This window comes from Nocardia otitidiscaviarum NBRC 14405 (genome assembly GCF_000308635.1).
GTDB classification, from domain to species: Bacteria; Actinomycetota; Actinomycetes; order Mycobacteriales; family Mycobacteriaceae; genus Nocardia; species Nocardia otitidiscaviarum.
In genome coordinates, this window is sequence record NZ_BAGD01000096.1 from 1 (window position 1) to 14,214 (window position 14,214).

Here is a 14,214-nt window from a genome sequence, read left to right on the forward strand (position 1 = left end):
GAGTTCGTGAAGTCGGCGTCATCGACGGTGGAGGCCCCCGCTCGGGCAGGCGGTCCGCCGGCGGCCGGGGCGGCCGGCTTGGCGGCCGGACGCGGGGCCTGGGACTGACCGGGCTTGCCGCCACCCTTGCCGGCGTTGCCGTTCGCGGGGGCGTTCTTCGACGCGAACGACTCGCGCAGGCGGCGCGCGACGGGGGCCTCCACCGTCGATGACGCCGACTTCACGAACTCGCCCTGCTCCTTGAGCGTTGCGAGTAGTTCCTTGCTCGTGACACCGAGTTCTTTCGCCAACTCGTGCACGCGGGCCTTGCCTGCCACTGCTCTCCTCACTGAGAGGTCGAGCGTGGCACCCATCCGTCGTTAGGTGATGGGGAACCCGCACGACCTCCGGTTATTTCCGATGGCCGATCATCGCTGGGACTTCACGGTGTGCTCATGAGTGCTCGTGCCTGTTCTCTACGTACTGCTCCAGGGCTGAGATATCCAGATTTCCGGACACTCGTAGTGCTCTGCCGAATGCTCGGCGCCGAACTGCCGTGCTCAGACAGGCCGAAAGGGGGTGCAACCAGGCACCCCGTCCGGGAAGTCTGCGCCGCGGATCGGGAACGACCGCAGCCGAATGCTCTCCATCCACATCCTGCGCCACGACCCGCAACAGATCGGCGGCCAGCTCGCGTTTCCGGCACCCCACACATGTCCGCACGGGTGCCGGTCGTTGATCCCGGACCCGCGCGGAGTGCGAAGTAGCCGAAGACTCGCGCTGAGCCTGCGTCAACTCTACCTCCACCGTGTCCCGATCTCCGCATCCGTCCTTCTCGGAAGTTACCAACATGTCATCCGGAAGGTCTGTTCCGCGAATCTCCGTGCTGGTGAGAGCCTATTCGCGGGTCGTTGTGATCACCCCCGGTGATGCGCCTCCGTACGGGGGGCGCCCGCCACATCCGGGGCGGCGTCACTGCGGATGTCGATACGCCAGCCGGTCAGGCGGGCGGCCAGGCGGGCGTTCTGCCCCTCCTTGCCGATCGCCAGCGACAGCTGGAAGTCCGGCACCACCACGCGGGCGGCACGGGCGTCGGGGTCGACGATCGTGACGGAGACAACCTTCGACGGCGACAGCGCATTCCCGACGAACGCGGCCGGATCGTCGGCGTAGTCGATGATGTCGATCTTCTCCCCCGCCAGCTCGCTCATCACATTGCGCACGCGCTGGCCCATCGGGCCGATGCACGCGCCCTTGGCGTTGACGCCGGGCACGGTGGAGCGCACCGCGATCTTGGAGCGGTGTCCGGCCTCGCGGGCCACCGCCACGATCTCGACCGAACCGTCGGCGATCTCGGGCACCTCGAGAGCGAACAGGCGGCGAACCAGATTCGGGTGGGTGCGCGAGAGGGTGATCTGCGGGCCGCGGGGACCGCGGGAGACGCCGACCACGTAGCACTTGATGCGGTCGCCGTGCTCGTAGGTCTCACCGGGCACCTGCTCGGCGGGCGGGATGAGCCCCTCCGCGCCGTGCGCCTCGCTGCCGATCCGCACCACCACGGTGCCGCGGGCGTTCATCCGGGCGTCGCGCTGTACGACGCCGCCGACGATATCGCCCTCGTGCGTGGAGAACTCACCGAAGGACTTCTCGTTCTCGGCGTCGCGCAACCGCTGCAGCACGACCTGGCGGGCGGTGGTGGCGGCGATGCGGCCGAAGCCTTCGGGGGTGTCGTCCCATTCGGAGACGACATTGCCGTCGGCGTCCAGCTCGCGCGCCATCACCCGCACCACGCCGGTCTTGGGGTTGATGTCGATGCGGGCGTTGGGCTGATGGCCCTCGGTGTGCCGGTAGGCGGTGAGCAGCGCGGACTCGATCGCGGAGATCACCGTCTCCATCGAGATTCCCTTGTCGGCGACAATCGCGCGCAGGGCTTCGATTTCGATGTTCATTCCACGATCCCTTCGGTCGGTGAAGCGGACGCTGCCACTGCTGCCTCTGCTGTTGTGTCTTCGGATACTTCGGATACCTCCTGGGCACCTGGCCGGGGCCGGCCCGGTGCGACTCCCCCCGCCAACTCCAGCTCGGCCGCACCCGGTGGGTTGAACTCCACCTGCACGACGGCCCGCTCGATATCGGCCAGCGGCACCGTCACCCGGTGCGGATTCCGTTTACCGCCCAGCACCAGGGCCACGTCGGTGTCGGTGACTGCCCCGACGCGGGCCTCGAACCTCGGCTTGCCCTCCGGTGATTCGGTGCCGGGGCGCATTGTGACGGAGACTTTTCGCCCCCGGGCCCGCCGCCAGTGCCGGAGCGCGGTGAGGGGGCGATCGATGCCGGGGGTGGTGACCTCCAGGAGATAGGGGGTTTCTCCGAAGTCACCGGCCTCGTCGAGCAGCGCCGAGAGATCCGAACTCAGCTCCGCCACGGCGTCCAGGTCGGTGGGGCCGTCGCTGTCGACGATCACCGTGACCTTCGCCTGCTCTTTTCCCGCAGCCGCGATCACGACGCCTTCGAGGTCGAATCCTCGGCGTTCGACGAGCTCAGCAACTAGCTGGCTCACCCTTTCCTCGGTCGGCATCGGCATGTGGGGCGGCTCCTGGTTCAGTTGTGGCGGGTTGAGTTGTCGGTATCGATACAGGTGGGGCCGATATCGATAGGGTCGAGCGGTGTCGGCGGGCAGCCACGGCGAAATACCCTGCCAAAGGTCTAGCGTAACGCGCTGAAAGAGTGTAAAGGACCAGCCAACGGCCCCGGCTTTCGCCTTGTCGCACCGGCCGCACCGTCGGCGTGTCCAGTGCGACTCCGCGCGGACGCGCCCGGTGGTGGCCGATATCGATCGAGATCACAGCCTATCCGAGGGGACTGGGGGCGCGGGTCCGCTCGGCGGACTGGCACCATGGTTGCGTGCCCAGCAGCCTCCGCCGTCATGCGGCCGATCTCACGGTCCACTCCGACCGCTCGACACCGTGTCCCAGCTCACCGTCGTTCACCCTGGACCGTCGCGGCCTGCTGCGGTTGGCCGGTGGCGGCGCGCTCGCGGTCACCGCCGTGGGCGCGGTCGCGGGCTGCGCGCAGGAGACCCCGGTCGCGCCCGATCCGCTTGTGGCCCAGGAAACCTCGGCCCGCGCCGACGCGGTCGCCGCCACCGCCGCCATCGCGGCGCTGCCCGAACGGGCCGCGGCACTGCGCACCGTCGCGGATCAACGCACCGCGCACGCCGATGCGCTGCGCACCGAGATCGACCGTGTCATAGGCGTTTACGGGGACGGCACCACGCCCGCACACCGCACGCCGCCGGTCACCCCCACCGCCCCGGCGACGCCGCCCGCGCTCACCGAACTGCGCACCGCCCTCACCGATTCGCAGCGCTCCGCGGCCGAGTTGGCGGCCACCCTGTCCGGGTACCGCGCCGCCCTGCTCGCCTCCATCAGCGCCGCCTGCGCCACCCACGCGGGAGTCCTGCTCGCATGACCACCTCCGACCAGCAGGCGCTCACCGCCGCGTTGAGCGCCGAATACGCGGCCGTCTACGACTACGGCGTCATCGCCGCCTACGCCAATCCGGAACGGCTCCAAGTGGTTTCGGAGTTCACCGCCGCTCACCGCGCCCGCCGCGACGCCACCGCCGACCTGTTGAAGTCGCTCGGAGCGCCGGTCCCCGCCCCGGATGCCGCCTACACCGCCCCCTTCCCGGTCGACGATCCGATTCCGGCCGCGAATCTCGCCGTGGCCGTCGAATCCGATGCCGCCGCGGCCTGGCGTTCGGTGGTGGAACGCGCCGCCTCCCCCGACCTTCGCCGCACCGGTATCGAAGCGCTCACCGAGACGGCGATGCGACTGGCGACCTGGCAGACGATTCTGGGCACCGATCCGGCCACCGTAGCCTTCCCGGGTCAGTAGGCGTTCGGCTCCGGGCGGGGCGTCACCTCGGTGACATGGCCGATGCGCCACATCGTCCGCCGCGGGACCGGACCTGCCGGAGTACTGGGGGCGCCGCGGCCCGGCCGAGCATCAGGATCACTCGGTGGAATTTCCGAACGAAGCTCGCGCCGTGTTCAGGCGGTGAACACCTGTGTGTTGCTGGATGTTTCACCGGAACGGGTAGACAGCTTCGGGACGTGTCGGTGGGTGATCCGGCTGGCGCGCGGATGATCTGGTGCGAGGCTGAGGAGATAGCCGGTGACGGTCGAAACCCCCCGAGATACCGCCCGCGAGGAGAAGGCGCTGGCGCAGGTACGGGAGCGGCTGGTGGATGCGTACGGGCGGGCGCATTCGGTGGAGCGCGTCGAGTCGGCGGTGGGGGAGGCGAGAAAACGGTTCGAGGGGCGCAAGATTCGGGAGTTCGTGCCGATTCTGGTGGAGCGGATCGTGCGGAGCGAGCTGGAACCCGCGCACCAACGGGATGCGGCGGAGTTGGTCGCCGCCGATCCCGACGCGGCGGTGGAGGGTGGAGACCGGGCCGCGGACGACGGGAGCAGCGCCTCGAACGATCGGGGCGTGATCGCCGCCGGTACGCCTGCCGCCGGTGCGCCGAGACATGCGTGGACCGAGGCGGGGGCGGCCGGTGTCGGCGGAGCCATCGGCGCGCTGCGGCGGGTCGCGCAGTGGCTGCGCGCCGTGAACGTGCGCGACAAGCGCGTACTGGCGGCAGCGGCGGTCGCGGTGGTGGCGGTGGCCGCTGTCGCGGTGGCGGTCGGGGGTGGCGGGTCGGAATCCGGGCCGGTGGCGGCCGCTCCGGCGACGCTCACCACGGTGCGCGGTGTGATCGGGTCGGAGAAGGCGGCGTTCTTCGGTGATGCCCGCGTGATCGAGACGCTGGCGGGGCACGGGCTGACGGTGGAGGTGAATCCGGCGGGGTCGCGACAGATCGCCACCTCGATGGACCTGGCGGACTACGACTTCGCGTTCCCGTCGAGTTCCGTAGCGGCGGAACGTATTCAACGGCAGGTGGGGGTGAGCGCGAAGTACACGCCGTTCTCCTCGCCCATGATCGTGGCGACCTTCCGGCCGATCGTGGACCTGCTCACGGCGGCGGGCGTGGTGCGGCCCGGTCCGACGCCGGTGCTGGATATGGCGAAGTACCTGGAACTGGTCGAGCGGGGGACGCAGTGGGACCAGTTGCCGGGCAATACCGCCTATCCGGTGCGCAAGCACATGCTGATCTCCACCACCGATCCGCGCACCTCCAACTCCGCCGCCATGTATCTGGCGGTGGCATCCCATGTGGCGAACGAGCATTCGGTGGTGCGCGGCGCCGCCGCCGAGGAGCACGCGCTCTCCCGGGTGGCCCGGCTGTTCACCCGGCAGGGCTACACCGAGAACAGCAGTGAGGGGCCGTTCCGGGAGTACCTGTCGACCGGGATGGGCACCACGCCGCTGGTGTGGGCGTACGAGGCCCAGTACGTCGAGGCGGCGGTGCACGGGGAGTTGAAGCCGGACATGGTCATGCTGTACCCGTCGCCGACAGTGATGTCGCATCACACGGTGGTGCCGCTCAGCGACAGCGGCGACCGGCTCGGTCAATTGCTCTCCACCGATCCGGAATTGCAGCGGCTGGCCGCCGAATACGGCTTCCGCACCGGCGACGCCGAACTGTTCACCGACGTGGCCGAGCGCAACCGGGTGCCCGTCACCGCGGATCTCATCGATGTGGCAGACCTGCCGAGTTACGAGACGCTGGAGCGCCTGCTCGACGGGGTCGCCCAGTCGTACAACTGAGTCGCGTCGCCGAGCCCGGCCATGGCTCGCCGGACTCGGCCGCACAGCGGAATTCGCCTGATCATTGAGCATCCGAGGTTTCGCGTCGGGCGGCGTCGATACGGCGTGATACGCGCGAGCGGGGCACCGGTCGGAAGCGCGTCTGGACCGATCGATCTTTCCGGGGTAGATTCGGGTCATTCGTACAGGGCAGTCGTACAGGACGAATACTCGACATGGCCGCCGGTGCGGTTCCCGGGAGGTGTAGTACATGGTTTCACCAGCGGCGATGCGCGGACATGAGGTGCGTGAGCGGCTGCGGCGGACGGCGGTCACGCTCATCCCCGAACGGGGTTGGTCCGCGGTCAGCACCCGGGTGCTGGCCGAGCGCGCCGGAGTGAACCCGAGCGTCGTGCACTATCACTACTCATCGCTCCAGGCGCTGCTGACCGACGCCGTGACCCAGGAGCTGCGGGCGGCCACCGCCCGGATGGGGGATCTGCTCGACAGCGTCACCACCCCGACCGAGGCCGTGGACGCCCTGCTGGCGATCACGGCCACCTACACCGGCGACAATCCGGCCACCCTGCTCTTCACCGAGACCGCCCTGGCCGCCACCCGGGACGCGACGCTGCGCGCGGCCGTCGCGGCGGTGCTGGACGAATTCGTGGCCCGGCTCGGCGACTGGTTCGCCACACACGGCGTCGCCGACCCACACCGCGGCGCGGCGGCGGTCATGGCCGCTGTCGACGGGCTGGTCATCCATCGCGCACTGCGCCTGCGCCACACCGAGGATTCGATCGCCGCCGTGCTGTACGGGCTCGTGGAACCACCCCGCTCCCCCGCGCCGCCGCCCCGGCGTGACGACGCACCGAATCCGCAGGCGGAATAGGAATTCCGGTGTTCCGCCGGGGCATCGCGGCGGCACACCGCTCATCGACCATCGCGATGCCGACGGCCGCCGCGCCGTCCGACGAAAGGAGTATCCCGTGGATATCGTGAAGAACATCGGCCCGCCGACCGGACTGAAGCGCTGGTTCTTCCGGCTGCCGATCCACATCTACCACTGGCATCTCGGCTGGATCTTCGGCGGCCGGATGATGCTGCTGCATCACATCGGCCGCAAGAGCGGCAAACCCCGCGAGGTGGTGTTGGAGGTCGTGCATCACGACCCGGCGGACGGCAGCTACATTGTGGCGTCCGGCTGGGGCCCCACCGCCGCCTGGTACCGGAATCTCCAACAGAATCCGGAGGTCACCATCCAGGTCGGTCGCCGCACCATCCCGGTCACGGCCGCGTTCGTGCCGCAGCAGGACGGCGCGGAGATCTTCGCACGCTACGCCGTCGAACACCGCCGCGCGGCGGAGAAGCTGCTCCCCCGCCTGATGGGCTACAAGGTCGACGGCTCGCAGGCCGATTTCCGCGCCGTCGGCGAACGAATCCCCTTCGTGCGGTTCGTACCGCGCGGCTGAGGCCCCGAACGCCTGAAATCAGCCGCGCGCCTTGCCGAGTACGGCCCGCACCGCGTCCTCGGCGGGGATCTCGTCGCCGGTGCCCGCGAAGCGGTCGCGCAGTTCCACCTTGCCGTCGGCCCAGCCGCGGCCGACCACCAGCACCAGCGGCATGCCGAGCAGTTCGGCGTCCTTGAACTTCACGCCCGGGGAGGCGGTGCGGTCGTCGAGCAGCACCTCGAGTCCGGCCGCGTTCAGTTCCGCCGCGACCTGTTCGGCTCCGGCCCGAGCGCCGGCGTCCTTGTTGGCGATGACGACGTGCACGTCGAAGGGGGCGATCTCGCGCGGCCAGCGCAGGCCCTTGTCGTCGTGCATCTGCTCGGCGACCACGGCCACCATGCGGGAGACGCCGACACCGTAGGAGCCCATGGTGAGGCGCACCGGCTTGCCGTTCTCGCCGAGCACGTCGACGTCGAAGGCGTCGGTGTACTTCTGGCCGAGCTGGAAGATGTGGCCGATCTCGATACCGCGCGCGGCCTCGAGGACGCCGCGGCCGTCGGGTGAGGGGTCGCCGTCGCGCACCTCGGCGGCCTCGATGGTGCCGTCCGGGGTGAAGTCACGCCCGGCGACCAGGCCGACGTAATGCTTGCCGGATTCGTCGGCGCCGGTGATCCAGGCGCTGCCGCTCACCACGCGCGGATCGACCAGGTAGCGAATGCCGTTGGCCAGCAGCGCCTTCGGGCCGATGTAGCCCTTCACCAGGAACGGGTTGGACTTGAAGTCGGCGTCGTCGAGCATTTCCACCTCGGCCGGTTCGACCGCGGCTTCCAGACGCTTGTCGTCGACCTCGCGGTCGCCGGGGATGCCGACGCCGAGGATCTCGGTCTTGCCGTCCGGGTAGCGCAGCTTGACCATGACGTTCTTGAGCGTGTCGGCGGCGGTCACCGGGCGGCCCAGCCGCTCGGCGATCCCGGCGGCATTGGCCCAGTCGACCAGCGTCGCGATGGTGGGAGTGTCCGGGGTGTCGTGCACGACGGCCTCGGCCTGGCCCTCGATGGGGATCTCCGGCGGCGCGGGGGTGACCACCGCCTCCACGTTCGCGGCGTAGCCGGAGGCGCGGCAGATGACGTAGGTGTCCTCACCGACCGGGCTGTCGGCCAGGAATTCCTCGGACGCCGAACCGCCCATGGCGCCGGAGGTGGCGGCCACGATCACGTACTTGACGCCGAGCCGGTCGAAGATGCGCTGGTACGCCTCGCGATGGGCGTTGTAGCTGTTCTTCAGCCCGTCCTCGTCCAGGTCGAAGGAGTACGAGTCCTTCATGATGAACTCGCGCCCGCGCAGGATGCCCGCGCGCGGACGGCCTTCGTCGCGGTACTTGGTCTGGATCTGGTACAGCGTGACGGGCAGATCCTTGTAGGAGTTGTACTCGCCCTTCACGGTGAGCGCGAACAGCTCCTCGTGGGTGGGGCCGAGCAGGTAGTCCTGCCCCTTGCGGTCCTTGAGCCGGAACAGAGCGTCGCCGTATTCGGTCCAGCGGTTGGTGGCCTCGTACGGTTCGCGCGGCAGCAGCGCCGGCAGTGAGATCTCCTGGGCGCCGATGGCGTCCATTTCCTCCCGGACCACGTTCTCGACCTTGCGCAGCACGCGCAGGCCGAGCGGCAGCCACGAGTAGACACCGGGCGCGATGCGCCGCACGTATCCGGCACGCACCAGCAGTTTGTGGCTGGGCACCTCGGCGTCGGCGGGGTCGTCGCGCAGCGTGCGCAGGAACAGGTGGGAGAGGCGGGTGATCACGGCTCCACAGCGTAGCCGCTGCGCAGGGGAACTCCGTAAGGGATTACCGTGTTCGCTCGTGCTGGTGCTGCTGCCTCCCTCCGAAACCAAGTCCGATGGCGGATCGGGCGGTCCGCTGGACCTGGACGCCCTGTCGTTGCCGCAGCTCACGAAGGTGCGCGACCGGCTCTGCACCGAGTTGACGGCGCTGGCGGCCGACCCCGATACCGCCCGCACCGCGCTGGGCCTGGGCAAGGGGGCTGACGCCGAGATCGCGCGCAATGCGGCGCTGCGCTCCTCCCCCACCCGGCCCGCGTTGGACCGCTACACCGGGGTGCTCTACGACGCACTCGACGCCGCCTCCTTCACCAAGGCGCAGCGGGCCAAGGCACAGGCGCGGGTCGGCATCGGCTCGGCGCTGTTCGGAGTGGTGCGCGCGGGCGATCCGATTCCGGTGTATCGGCTCTCGGGTGGTTCCAAGCTGCCCGGCCTGCCGACCCTGCAGTCGGTGTGGAAGGAGGTGCTGCCGCAGGCGCTGCGCGACGAGACCGAGGGTGAGCTCGTGGTGGATCTGCGCTCGGGCACCTATCAGCAGTTGGGCCGGGTGCCGGGTGCGGTGACGGCCACCGTGCTCACCGAGCGGCCGGACGGGTCGCGAACCGTGGTGAGCCACTTCAACAAGCACCACAAGGGCCTGCTGGCCCGCGCCCTGGTGCTGACCCGCGCCGAGCCCACGGACGTGCGGGGACTGGCGCGGGTGGCGGAGAAGGCCGGACTGCGCGTCGAGATCGCCTCACCCACCGAACTGCTCGTCATCACCTGACGCGGCGGGGCTCCGCGAGCCGGACGTCGACCAGCGCCGTATACCCCACTAGACCACTTTCTCGAAGTCCTTGCGGCACGGGTGTTTTCCTGTGCCGCACGGCAGCTGAACGCCGACACAGCGACCGCTCGGCGACACTACCGCGACATCGCCGGCGGAGCTACCGCGCATCACCGCCCCGATTTCACTCCGGACCGCGCCCGTGAGCAATGCCGTCGCACAGATCGAGCAATCGAACGGTGCGACCCGCGCAGCGTGCCGTCCCGCCCGTGCCAGCCGCTTCCCAAAACCGCGAGGTCCGACTTTTCTTGGGATACAACGGATGTGAGACAGGTTCCTCCTGTCCCGGGAAGGGCGCGGACGGTGAGCGATAGCGATATCAGCGGTGGCGACGACGACATCGAGGGCGAGGACGTGGTGGCGGTCTGGCCGCATCCCAGTCCACTCGACGCGTGGTGGAATACGGTGATGAACCGTGGCCCTACCGCGAGTTCGGGTGGCCGGGCAGGACACAGACGGCATCCAGTCCCAGCACGTGATTGAGCCGCCCGAAGGCCAGCCATGAGCCGATGCACATGCTGAGCTCCACGATCTCGGCCTGCGTGTAGTGCCGGGTCATCCGGGCCCAGAACTCGTCGTCGAGATTGTGATGGTCGAGGGCGTAGCGTTCGGCGTACTCGGCCGCCATGCGGGTGCGCTCGTCGAAGGACGAGGTGGTGCGCCATGCGGTGACCGCGGCATCGAAACCCTCCTCGACCTTCTGCCCGTCGCGTTCGGTGCGCCAGTCCTGACAGAACAGACAGCCGTTGAGCTGGGCGATGCGCAGCCGGGCGGCCTCGAACTCACGCAGCCCCAGCGTGGTGTGCTCATAGACGGCCAGGGAGAACCGGGAGGCGGCCAGGCCGATGCCGGGCACCATCTCACCCCACACGTAGCCGATCGGATCCTTGCCCGCGGGAATGTCGATGATCATGAGCGTGCCTTTCCGAGAATGCCGACGCCCGCGCGCAGCGGGACGTCGAGGGCGTCGTAGAGTCCGGGTTCGGCGGCGGCCAGCCAGTCGATGGCCCCGACCAATCTGCCCACGGCCGTGGCATTTCCGCCCGCGGAGCGATTGCCGCCCTCATCGGTGGCCTCGACGCTCACCTCGATCCGGGGACGGCCCTCGAGGATGACGCGGTGCGCGCCCTCGCCGGTGGGCGGGGTGGGCCAGTCGGGGGCGCAACCGCCGTGGATGCGGGTGACGTGTTCGATGACGATGCGGGGTTCGCCGCCGACGATGCCCTGCACCTCGAAACGCACGGCACCCTGTGTGCCCGCGGCGAATTCGCCCATGAGTTCGGTGCCGACGGTCTCGTCCAGGGCGCGGCGTTCCACGATCTCCCGGATCTCGTCGAGTTCCGCGCCGAGTCCGCGCGCCATGAGTCGAATCTGTCCGCCCCACACCATGGTCGGGACGCCCGCCGCGAGCATGGGTGGTTCGTAGTCCATGGGCTGCCCCATGCCGACCAGGTAGCGCACCGAATCGGGTTGGTCGTAGGTGCTGTAGTCGAAGATCTCCTGGCAGCGCACCACCTCCACGGTGCTGGCGAGCCCGGTCATGAGCAGGGGCAGCACGTCGTTGCCCCAGCCTGGATCGATGCCGGAGACGAACAGCGAACCACCGCCCGCCGCAATCGCTTCCAGCACCTGCTCACGCAGATCGGCCGGGGCGCTGCGATGGTCGTAGAAGGCGTAGAGCGCGGGCGTGACGACCACGGCTCCGGCGCGCAGGGCGCGCACGATATCGGTGAATGCCTCGACGGGGCGGATATCCCCGGACGCGGCGTAGACGATGGCGCGGGGGCCGTCCGCCAGTGCGGCGTCGATGTCGTCGGTGGCCGCGACGCCCAGTTCGGCGTCGAGTCCGGCCAGGTCACCGGCGTCCCGGCCGACCTTCTTCGGGTCGTGCACGAGGACGCCGGTGAGTTCGAGCGCTGGATGCGCGGCGACGGCGCGGATGGCTGCCCGGCCGACATTGCCGGTTCCCCAGACCAGGGTGGCGATCATGCCGGGAGGGTAGCAACCGCTCGGTACCGCCCGAGGCTATTTCGAGAACACGTTACAGTTTTGCCAGTCGGTCGTGCAGCACCGCGGCCCAGTCGGTGTGGTCGAGAGCGCCGTAGTTCACGTGGATCACGTCGAACACATCGCGGCCCTCGCTGATCCAGCCGCCCTTCTTGTCCGCCTCGAGCACCACGTCCATACCGTCGTGCCGGGCCACGAAGGTGACCTCGAGCTGGTTCAGGCGCGGATAGTTGTGCGAGCGGCCGAATTCGATCTCCTGATAGAACGGCAGCTGCTGCTGGATGCCGCGCAGGCGACCGGCCTCGACGTCGGCGCGATGCAGCGGAAAGCCGAACTGCTCCAGGGTGGCGAGGATGACGTGCTGGGCGGGCAGCGCGCCGATGCCGAGCGGATCGCGGTCGCCCGGGTCCACCGCACCGCTGACCTCGACCACGGTGCGCACGAAGACCTCCATACCGGGCAGATGCCGACCGTTGTAGAAGGTGATCGGGGTTTCCATCGGGGTATGCAGCGAGAACGGGAACTCGTAGGGCGCGTTCACGGCCAGGGCGAACGGCCCGTGGACGTCGGCGGACCAGAAAGCGCGGTAGGCGTCGTATTCCTGGTCGGCGTTCTCGATTTCGACCCGGGTCACCAATTCCACCGCGACGCGGGTGATCTCCTGTTCGACACTCCCCCCGCGCAGGCGAACGACACCGTGCACCGTCCCGCCGGGTTGCACTCCGGGCGTGTGCAATTCGGCCTCGACCTCGGCCCCACCGACTCCGACGGCTGCCAGCAACTTCTTGAACATGGGCCACAGTCTTACCGGCAACCCTTGTCGATCGCTTAACAAGTGCTCTACCCTGCTGCGAACTAGAACATGTTCCCAGGGAGGTGTCCGGTATGGACCTGGAAGCCGTGGAGAGCATCCGCTCCCTCAAATATCGCTACCTGCGGTCCCTGGACCTCAAGCAGTGGGACGAATTCGCCGACACCTTCACTCCCGACGCGACCGGTGACTACGGATCCCCCTCCGGCGGTATGCCTTTGCGGTTCACCGGCCGCGACGCGATCGTCGACTACATGCGCTCGGCATTGAGCGCGAATATCATCACGGTGCACGTCGCCACCCACCCGGAGATCGAGGTGGACGGCGAGACCGCCACGGGCAGTTGGTGTCTGGAGGACACCGTGATCGTGCCCGAGTATCGGGTGCTGATCCGGGGCGCCGCCTACTACCGCGACCGGTACCGCCGCGACGATGGGCGCTGGCGCATCGCGCACACCGGCTACGAGCGCATCTTCGAGGCCACCATGTCACTCGACGCCCTGCCGGGGTTCACCCTCACCGCCAATCGCTGGGCTCCCGCCGAATCCGCCTGAGGCGGGAGCGTTTCCGAATCAGCCGACGCGGCGGGCGCGGGCGAGCCCGCCGACGATCAGGGCGATCAACCCGATGACCATGGCCACGACGCCACCGCCGAGCCCGTTGCCGGTGCCCAATCCGCCGTCGGCGGTCGCCACGACCACCGCGCCGAGCACGAGCGCGAACAGTCCGGCCGCCGCGGCGACGATCGCCCCGCCGCCGGTGCCGAGACGGCCACCGCGCCGGGCGAGAGCCAGCCCGCCGACCACCGCCCCGGCGATCCCGACGAGCGCGGCGACGAGACCGCCCAATCGCCCGGCGCTGAGCTCGGAGGCACCGGCGGCGACCGGTTCCGCCGCGGCGTGCGAGACCGCGGGGGTGAGGACGGAACTTGCGAGAACTGCGGTCGCGGCGGCGACCCGGTGACGAGCGGACATGATCTGCTTCCTTCGCGTCGAGAACGAGCACTCCCCCGCAGCATGTCCGGCGGACCGGCCGCGAGTCGTCGTGCGAGCGCGGACACTTCGCACTACCGCCGACGCCGTGCACATACCGCGGACGCGGTAGGCGGAAATCATCCGTAGGCGGGTTTCCGTCGCGTGGGCGGCCGGTTAATGTGCGCGCATGAGCAGGGCACGACTCGTGGACTGGGCGATCGCCCTCGGCGTGGCCGCGAGCCTGCTCCTCGCCGGGCGCTCGGCCGGACACTCCCCCACCGCGCTGGACCCACTCGGTTACGCGCTGCTGGCGGCCAGCGGCCTGGTGCTGGTGGTGCGCCGCCGCGCGCCGATCACCGTGCTGGCCGTGACCGGGGCATGCTCACTGGGGTACCAGGCCGTGGGCTTCGATGTGCCCGCGGTGGCCTTCCTGTTCGCGGTGTACGCGGCGGTGCGGGCCGGACACCATGTGGTCACCGCCATCGCGGCGGTGTCGCTGGTCGCCGCCCTGCCGCTGGCCGCTTTCATCGCCCTCGACGATTCGCGCGAGGCGTTCGCGCAGGCCCGGGGTGCGCTCGAACTGGCGTGGCTGATCGCGGCCGCGGCCGCGGGTGAGGCGCTGCGGCAGGCCGAGCGC

General features: G+C 69.4%; 16 protein-coding genes and 1 pseudogene. 8 read left to right on the top strand and 9 right to left on the bottom strand.

The window, feature by feature from the left end; genetic code table 11:
• The 4 genes from ON31_RS20670 to rimP form a co-directional block, all read right to left on the bottom strand.
• Positions 1 to 317 (bottom strand): translation initiation factor IF-2 N-terminal domain-containing protein (locus ON31_RS20670; protein WP_039815992.1); only part of this gene is annotated, 317 nt, incomplete at its 3' end.
• Between the two features lie 115 nt (positions 318 to 432).
• On the bottom strand, positions 433 to 774 hold the full coding sequence (locus ON31_RS35730; protein WP_370450420.1) for a YlxR family protein: 342 nt from the start codon (positions 772 to 774) through the stop codon (positions 433 to 435).
• Positions 775 to 896: 122 nt separating this feature from the next.
• Entirely contained in the window at positions 897 to 1,928 is a 1,032-nt protein-coding gene (gene nusA, locus ON31_RS20675; protein ID WP_029929831.1) for a transcription termination factor NusA, read from the bottom strand.
• Positions 1,925 to 2,563 (bottom strand): ribosome maturation factor RimP, encoded by a 639-nt coding sequence (gene rimP / locus ON31_RS20680; RefSeq protein ID WP_039815994.1) that lies wholly within the window; start codon positions 2,561 to 2,563, stop codon positions 1,925 to 1,927. The genes nusA and rimP overlap by 4 nt, the downstream gene beginning before the upstream one ends.
• A 320-nt stretch (positions 2,564 to 2,883) precedes the next feature.
• Between rimP and ON31_RS20685 the strand changes: the two genes are divergently transcribed.
• From ON31_RS20685 to ON31_RS20705, 5 genes are all read left to right on the top strand, one after another.
• Complete coding sequence (locus ON31_RS20685) at positions 2,884 to 3,450, top strand: hypothetical protein (RefSeq protein ID WP_255222187.1); 567 nt, start codon at positions 2,884 to 2,886, stop codon at positions 3,448 to 3,450.
• Positions 3,447 to 3,878 carry a ferritin-like domain-containing protein gene (locus ON31_RS20690; RefSeq protein WP_039815997.1) on the top strand — a complete coding sequence of 144 codons (432 nt, stop codon included), beginning with the start codon at positions 3,447 to 3,449 and terminating at the stop codon, positions 3,876 to 3,878. The genes ON31_RS20685 and ON31_RS20690 overlap by 4 nt, the downstream gene beginning before the upstream one ends.
• Positions 3,879 to 4,157: 279 nt before the next feature.
• Positions 4,158 to 5,696, top strand: coding sequence for a three-helix bundle dimerization domain-containing protein (locus tag ON31_RS20695; RefSeq protein ID WP_255222188.1), 1,539 nt, complete (start codon positions 4,158 to 4,160; stop codon positions 5,694 to 5,696).
• A 250-nt stretch (positions 5,697 to 5,946) separates the two neighbouring features.
• Positions 5,947 to 6,567 carry a TetR/AcrR family transcriptional regulator gene (locus tag ON31_RS20700; RefSeq protein WP_081592610.1) on the top strand — a complete coding sequence of 207 codons (621 nt, stop codon included), beginning with the start codon at positions 5,947 to 5,949 and terminating at the stop codon, positions 6,565 to 6,567.
• A gap of 97 nt (positions 6,568 to 6,664) precedes the next feature.
• Positions 6,665 to 7,147: a nitroreductase family deazaflavin-dependent oxidoreductase gene (locus ON31_RS20705; RefSeq protein WP_029929846.1), complete on the top strand. Its 483-nt coding sequence runs from the start codon at positions 6,665 to 6,667 to the stop codon at positions 7,145 to 7,147.
• An 18-nt stretch (positions 7,148 to 7,165) separates the two neighbouring features.
• On the opposite strand, the gene ON31_RS20710 is transcribed toward ON31_RS20705, so the two are convergent.
• Entirely contained in the window at positions 7,166 to 8,923 is a 1,758-nt protein-coding gene (locus ON31_RS20710) for a proline--tRNA ligase (RefSeq protein ID WP_039815999.1), read from the bottom strand.
• A gap of 58 nt (positions 8,924 to 8,981) precedes the next feature.
• Between ON31_RS20710 and yaaA the strand changes: the two genes are divergently transcribed.
• Positions 8,982 to 9,725 carry a peroxide stress protein YaaA gene (yaaA, locus tag ON31_RS20715; protein ID WP_039816001.1) on the top strand — a complete coding sequence of 248 codons (744 nt, stop codon included), beginning with the start codon at positions 8,982 to 8,984 and terminating at the stop codon, positions 9,723 to 9,725.
• Positions 9,726 to 10,206: 481 nt separating this feature from the next.
• Here yaaA and ON31_RS20720 read toward each other — a convergent pair whose 3' ends face one another.
• Genes ON31_RS20720 through ON31_RS20730 form a run of 3 tightly spaced genes read right to left on the bottom strand, consistent with a single transcriptional unit; the run spans position 10,207 to position 12,585 of the window.
• Positions 10,207 to 10,698 carry a carboxymuconolactone decarboxylase family protein gene (locus ON31_RS20720; RefSeq protein ID WP_039816003.1) on the bottom strand — a complete coding sequence of 164 codons (492 nt, stop codon included), beginning with the start codon at positions 10,696 to 10,698 and terminating at the stop codon, positions 10,207 to 10,209.
• On the bottom strand, positions 10,695 to 11,774 hold the full coding sequence (locus tag ON31_RS20725; protein ID WP_039816005.1) for an NAD(P)H-dependent amine dehydrogenase family protein: 1,080 nt from the start codon (positions 11,772 to 11,774) through the stop codon (positions 10,695 to 10,697). The genes ON31_RS20720 and ON31_RS20725 overlap by 4 nt, the downstream gene beginning before the upstream one ends.
• A gap of 52 nt (positions 11,775 to 11,826) precedes the next feature.
• Positions 11,827 to 12,585, bottom strand: a complete 759-nt coding sequence (locus ON31_RS20730) for a sporulation protein (protein ID WP_039816006.1) — start codon at positions 12,583 to 12,585, stop codon at positions 11,827 to 11,829.
• 92 nt (positions 12,586 to 12,677) lie between these two features.
• Between ON31_RS20730 and ON31_RS20735 the strand changes: the two genes are divergently transcribed.
• Positions 12,678 to 13,157: a nuclear transport factor 2 family protein gene (locus ON31_RS20735; RefSeq protein WP_039816008.1), complete on the top strand. Its 480-nt coding sequence runs from the start codon at positions 12,678 to 12,680 to the stop codon at positions 13,155 to 13,157.
• Positions 13,158 to 13,175: 18 nt separating this feature from the next.
• On the opposite strand, the gene ON31_RS20740 is transcribed toward ON31_RS20735, so the two are convergent.
• Positions 13,176 to 13,577: a DUF6223 family protein gene (locus ON31_RS20740; protein ID WP_039816010.1), complete on the bottom strand. Its 402-nt coding sequence runs from the start codon at positions 13,575 to 13,577 to the stop codon at positions 13,176 to 13,178.
• Positions 13,578 to 13,764: 187 nt separating this feature from the next.
• On the opposite strand from ON31_RS20740, the pseudogene ON31_RS20745 reads away from it, so the two are divergent.
• Positions 13,765 to 14,214, top strand: a pseudogene (locus ON31_RS20745) (sensor histidine kinase); the annotation flags it as partial.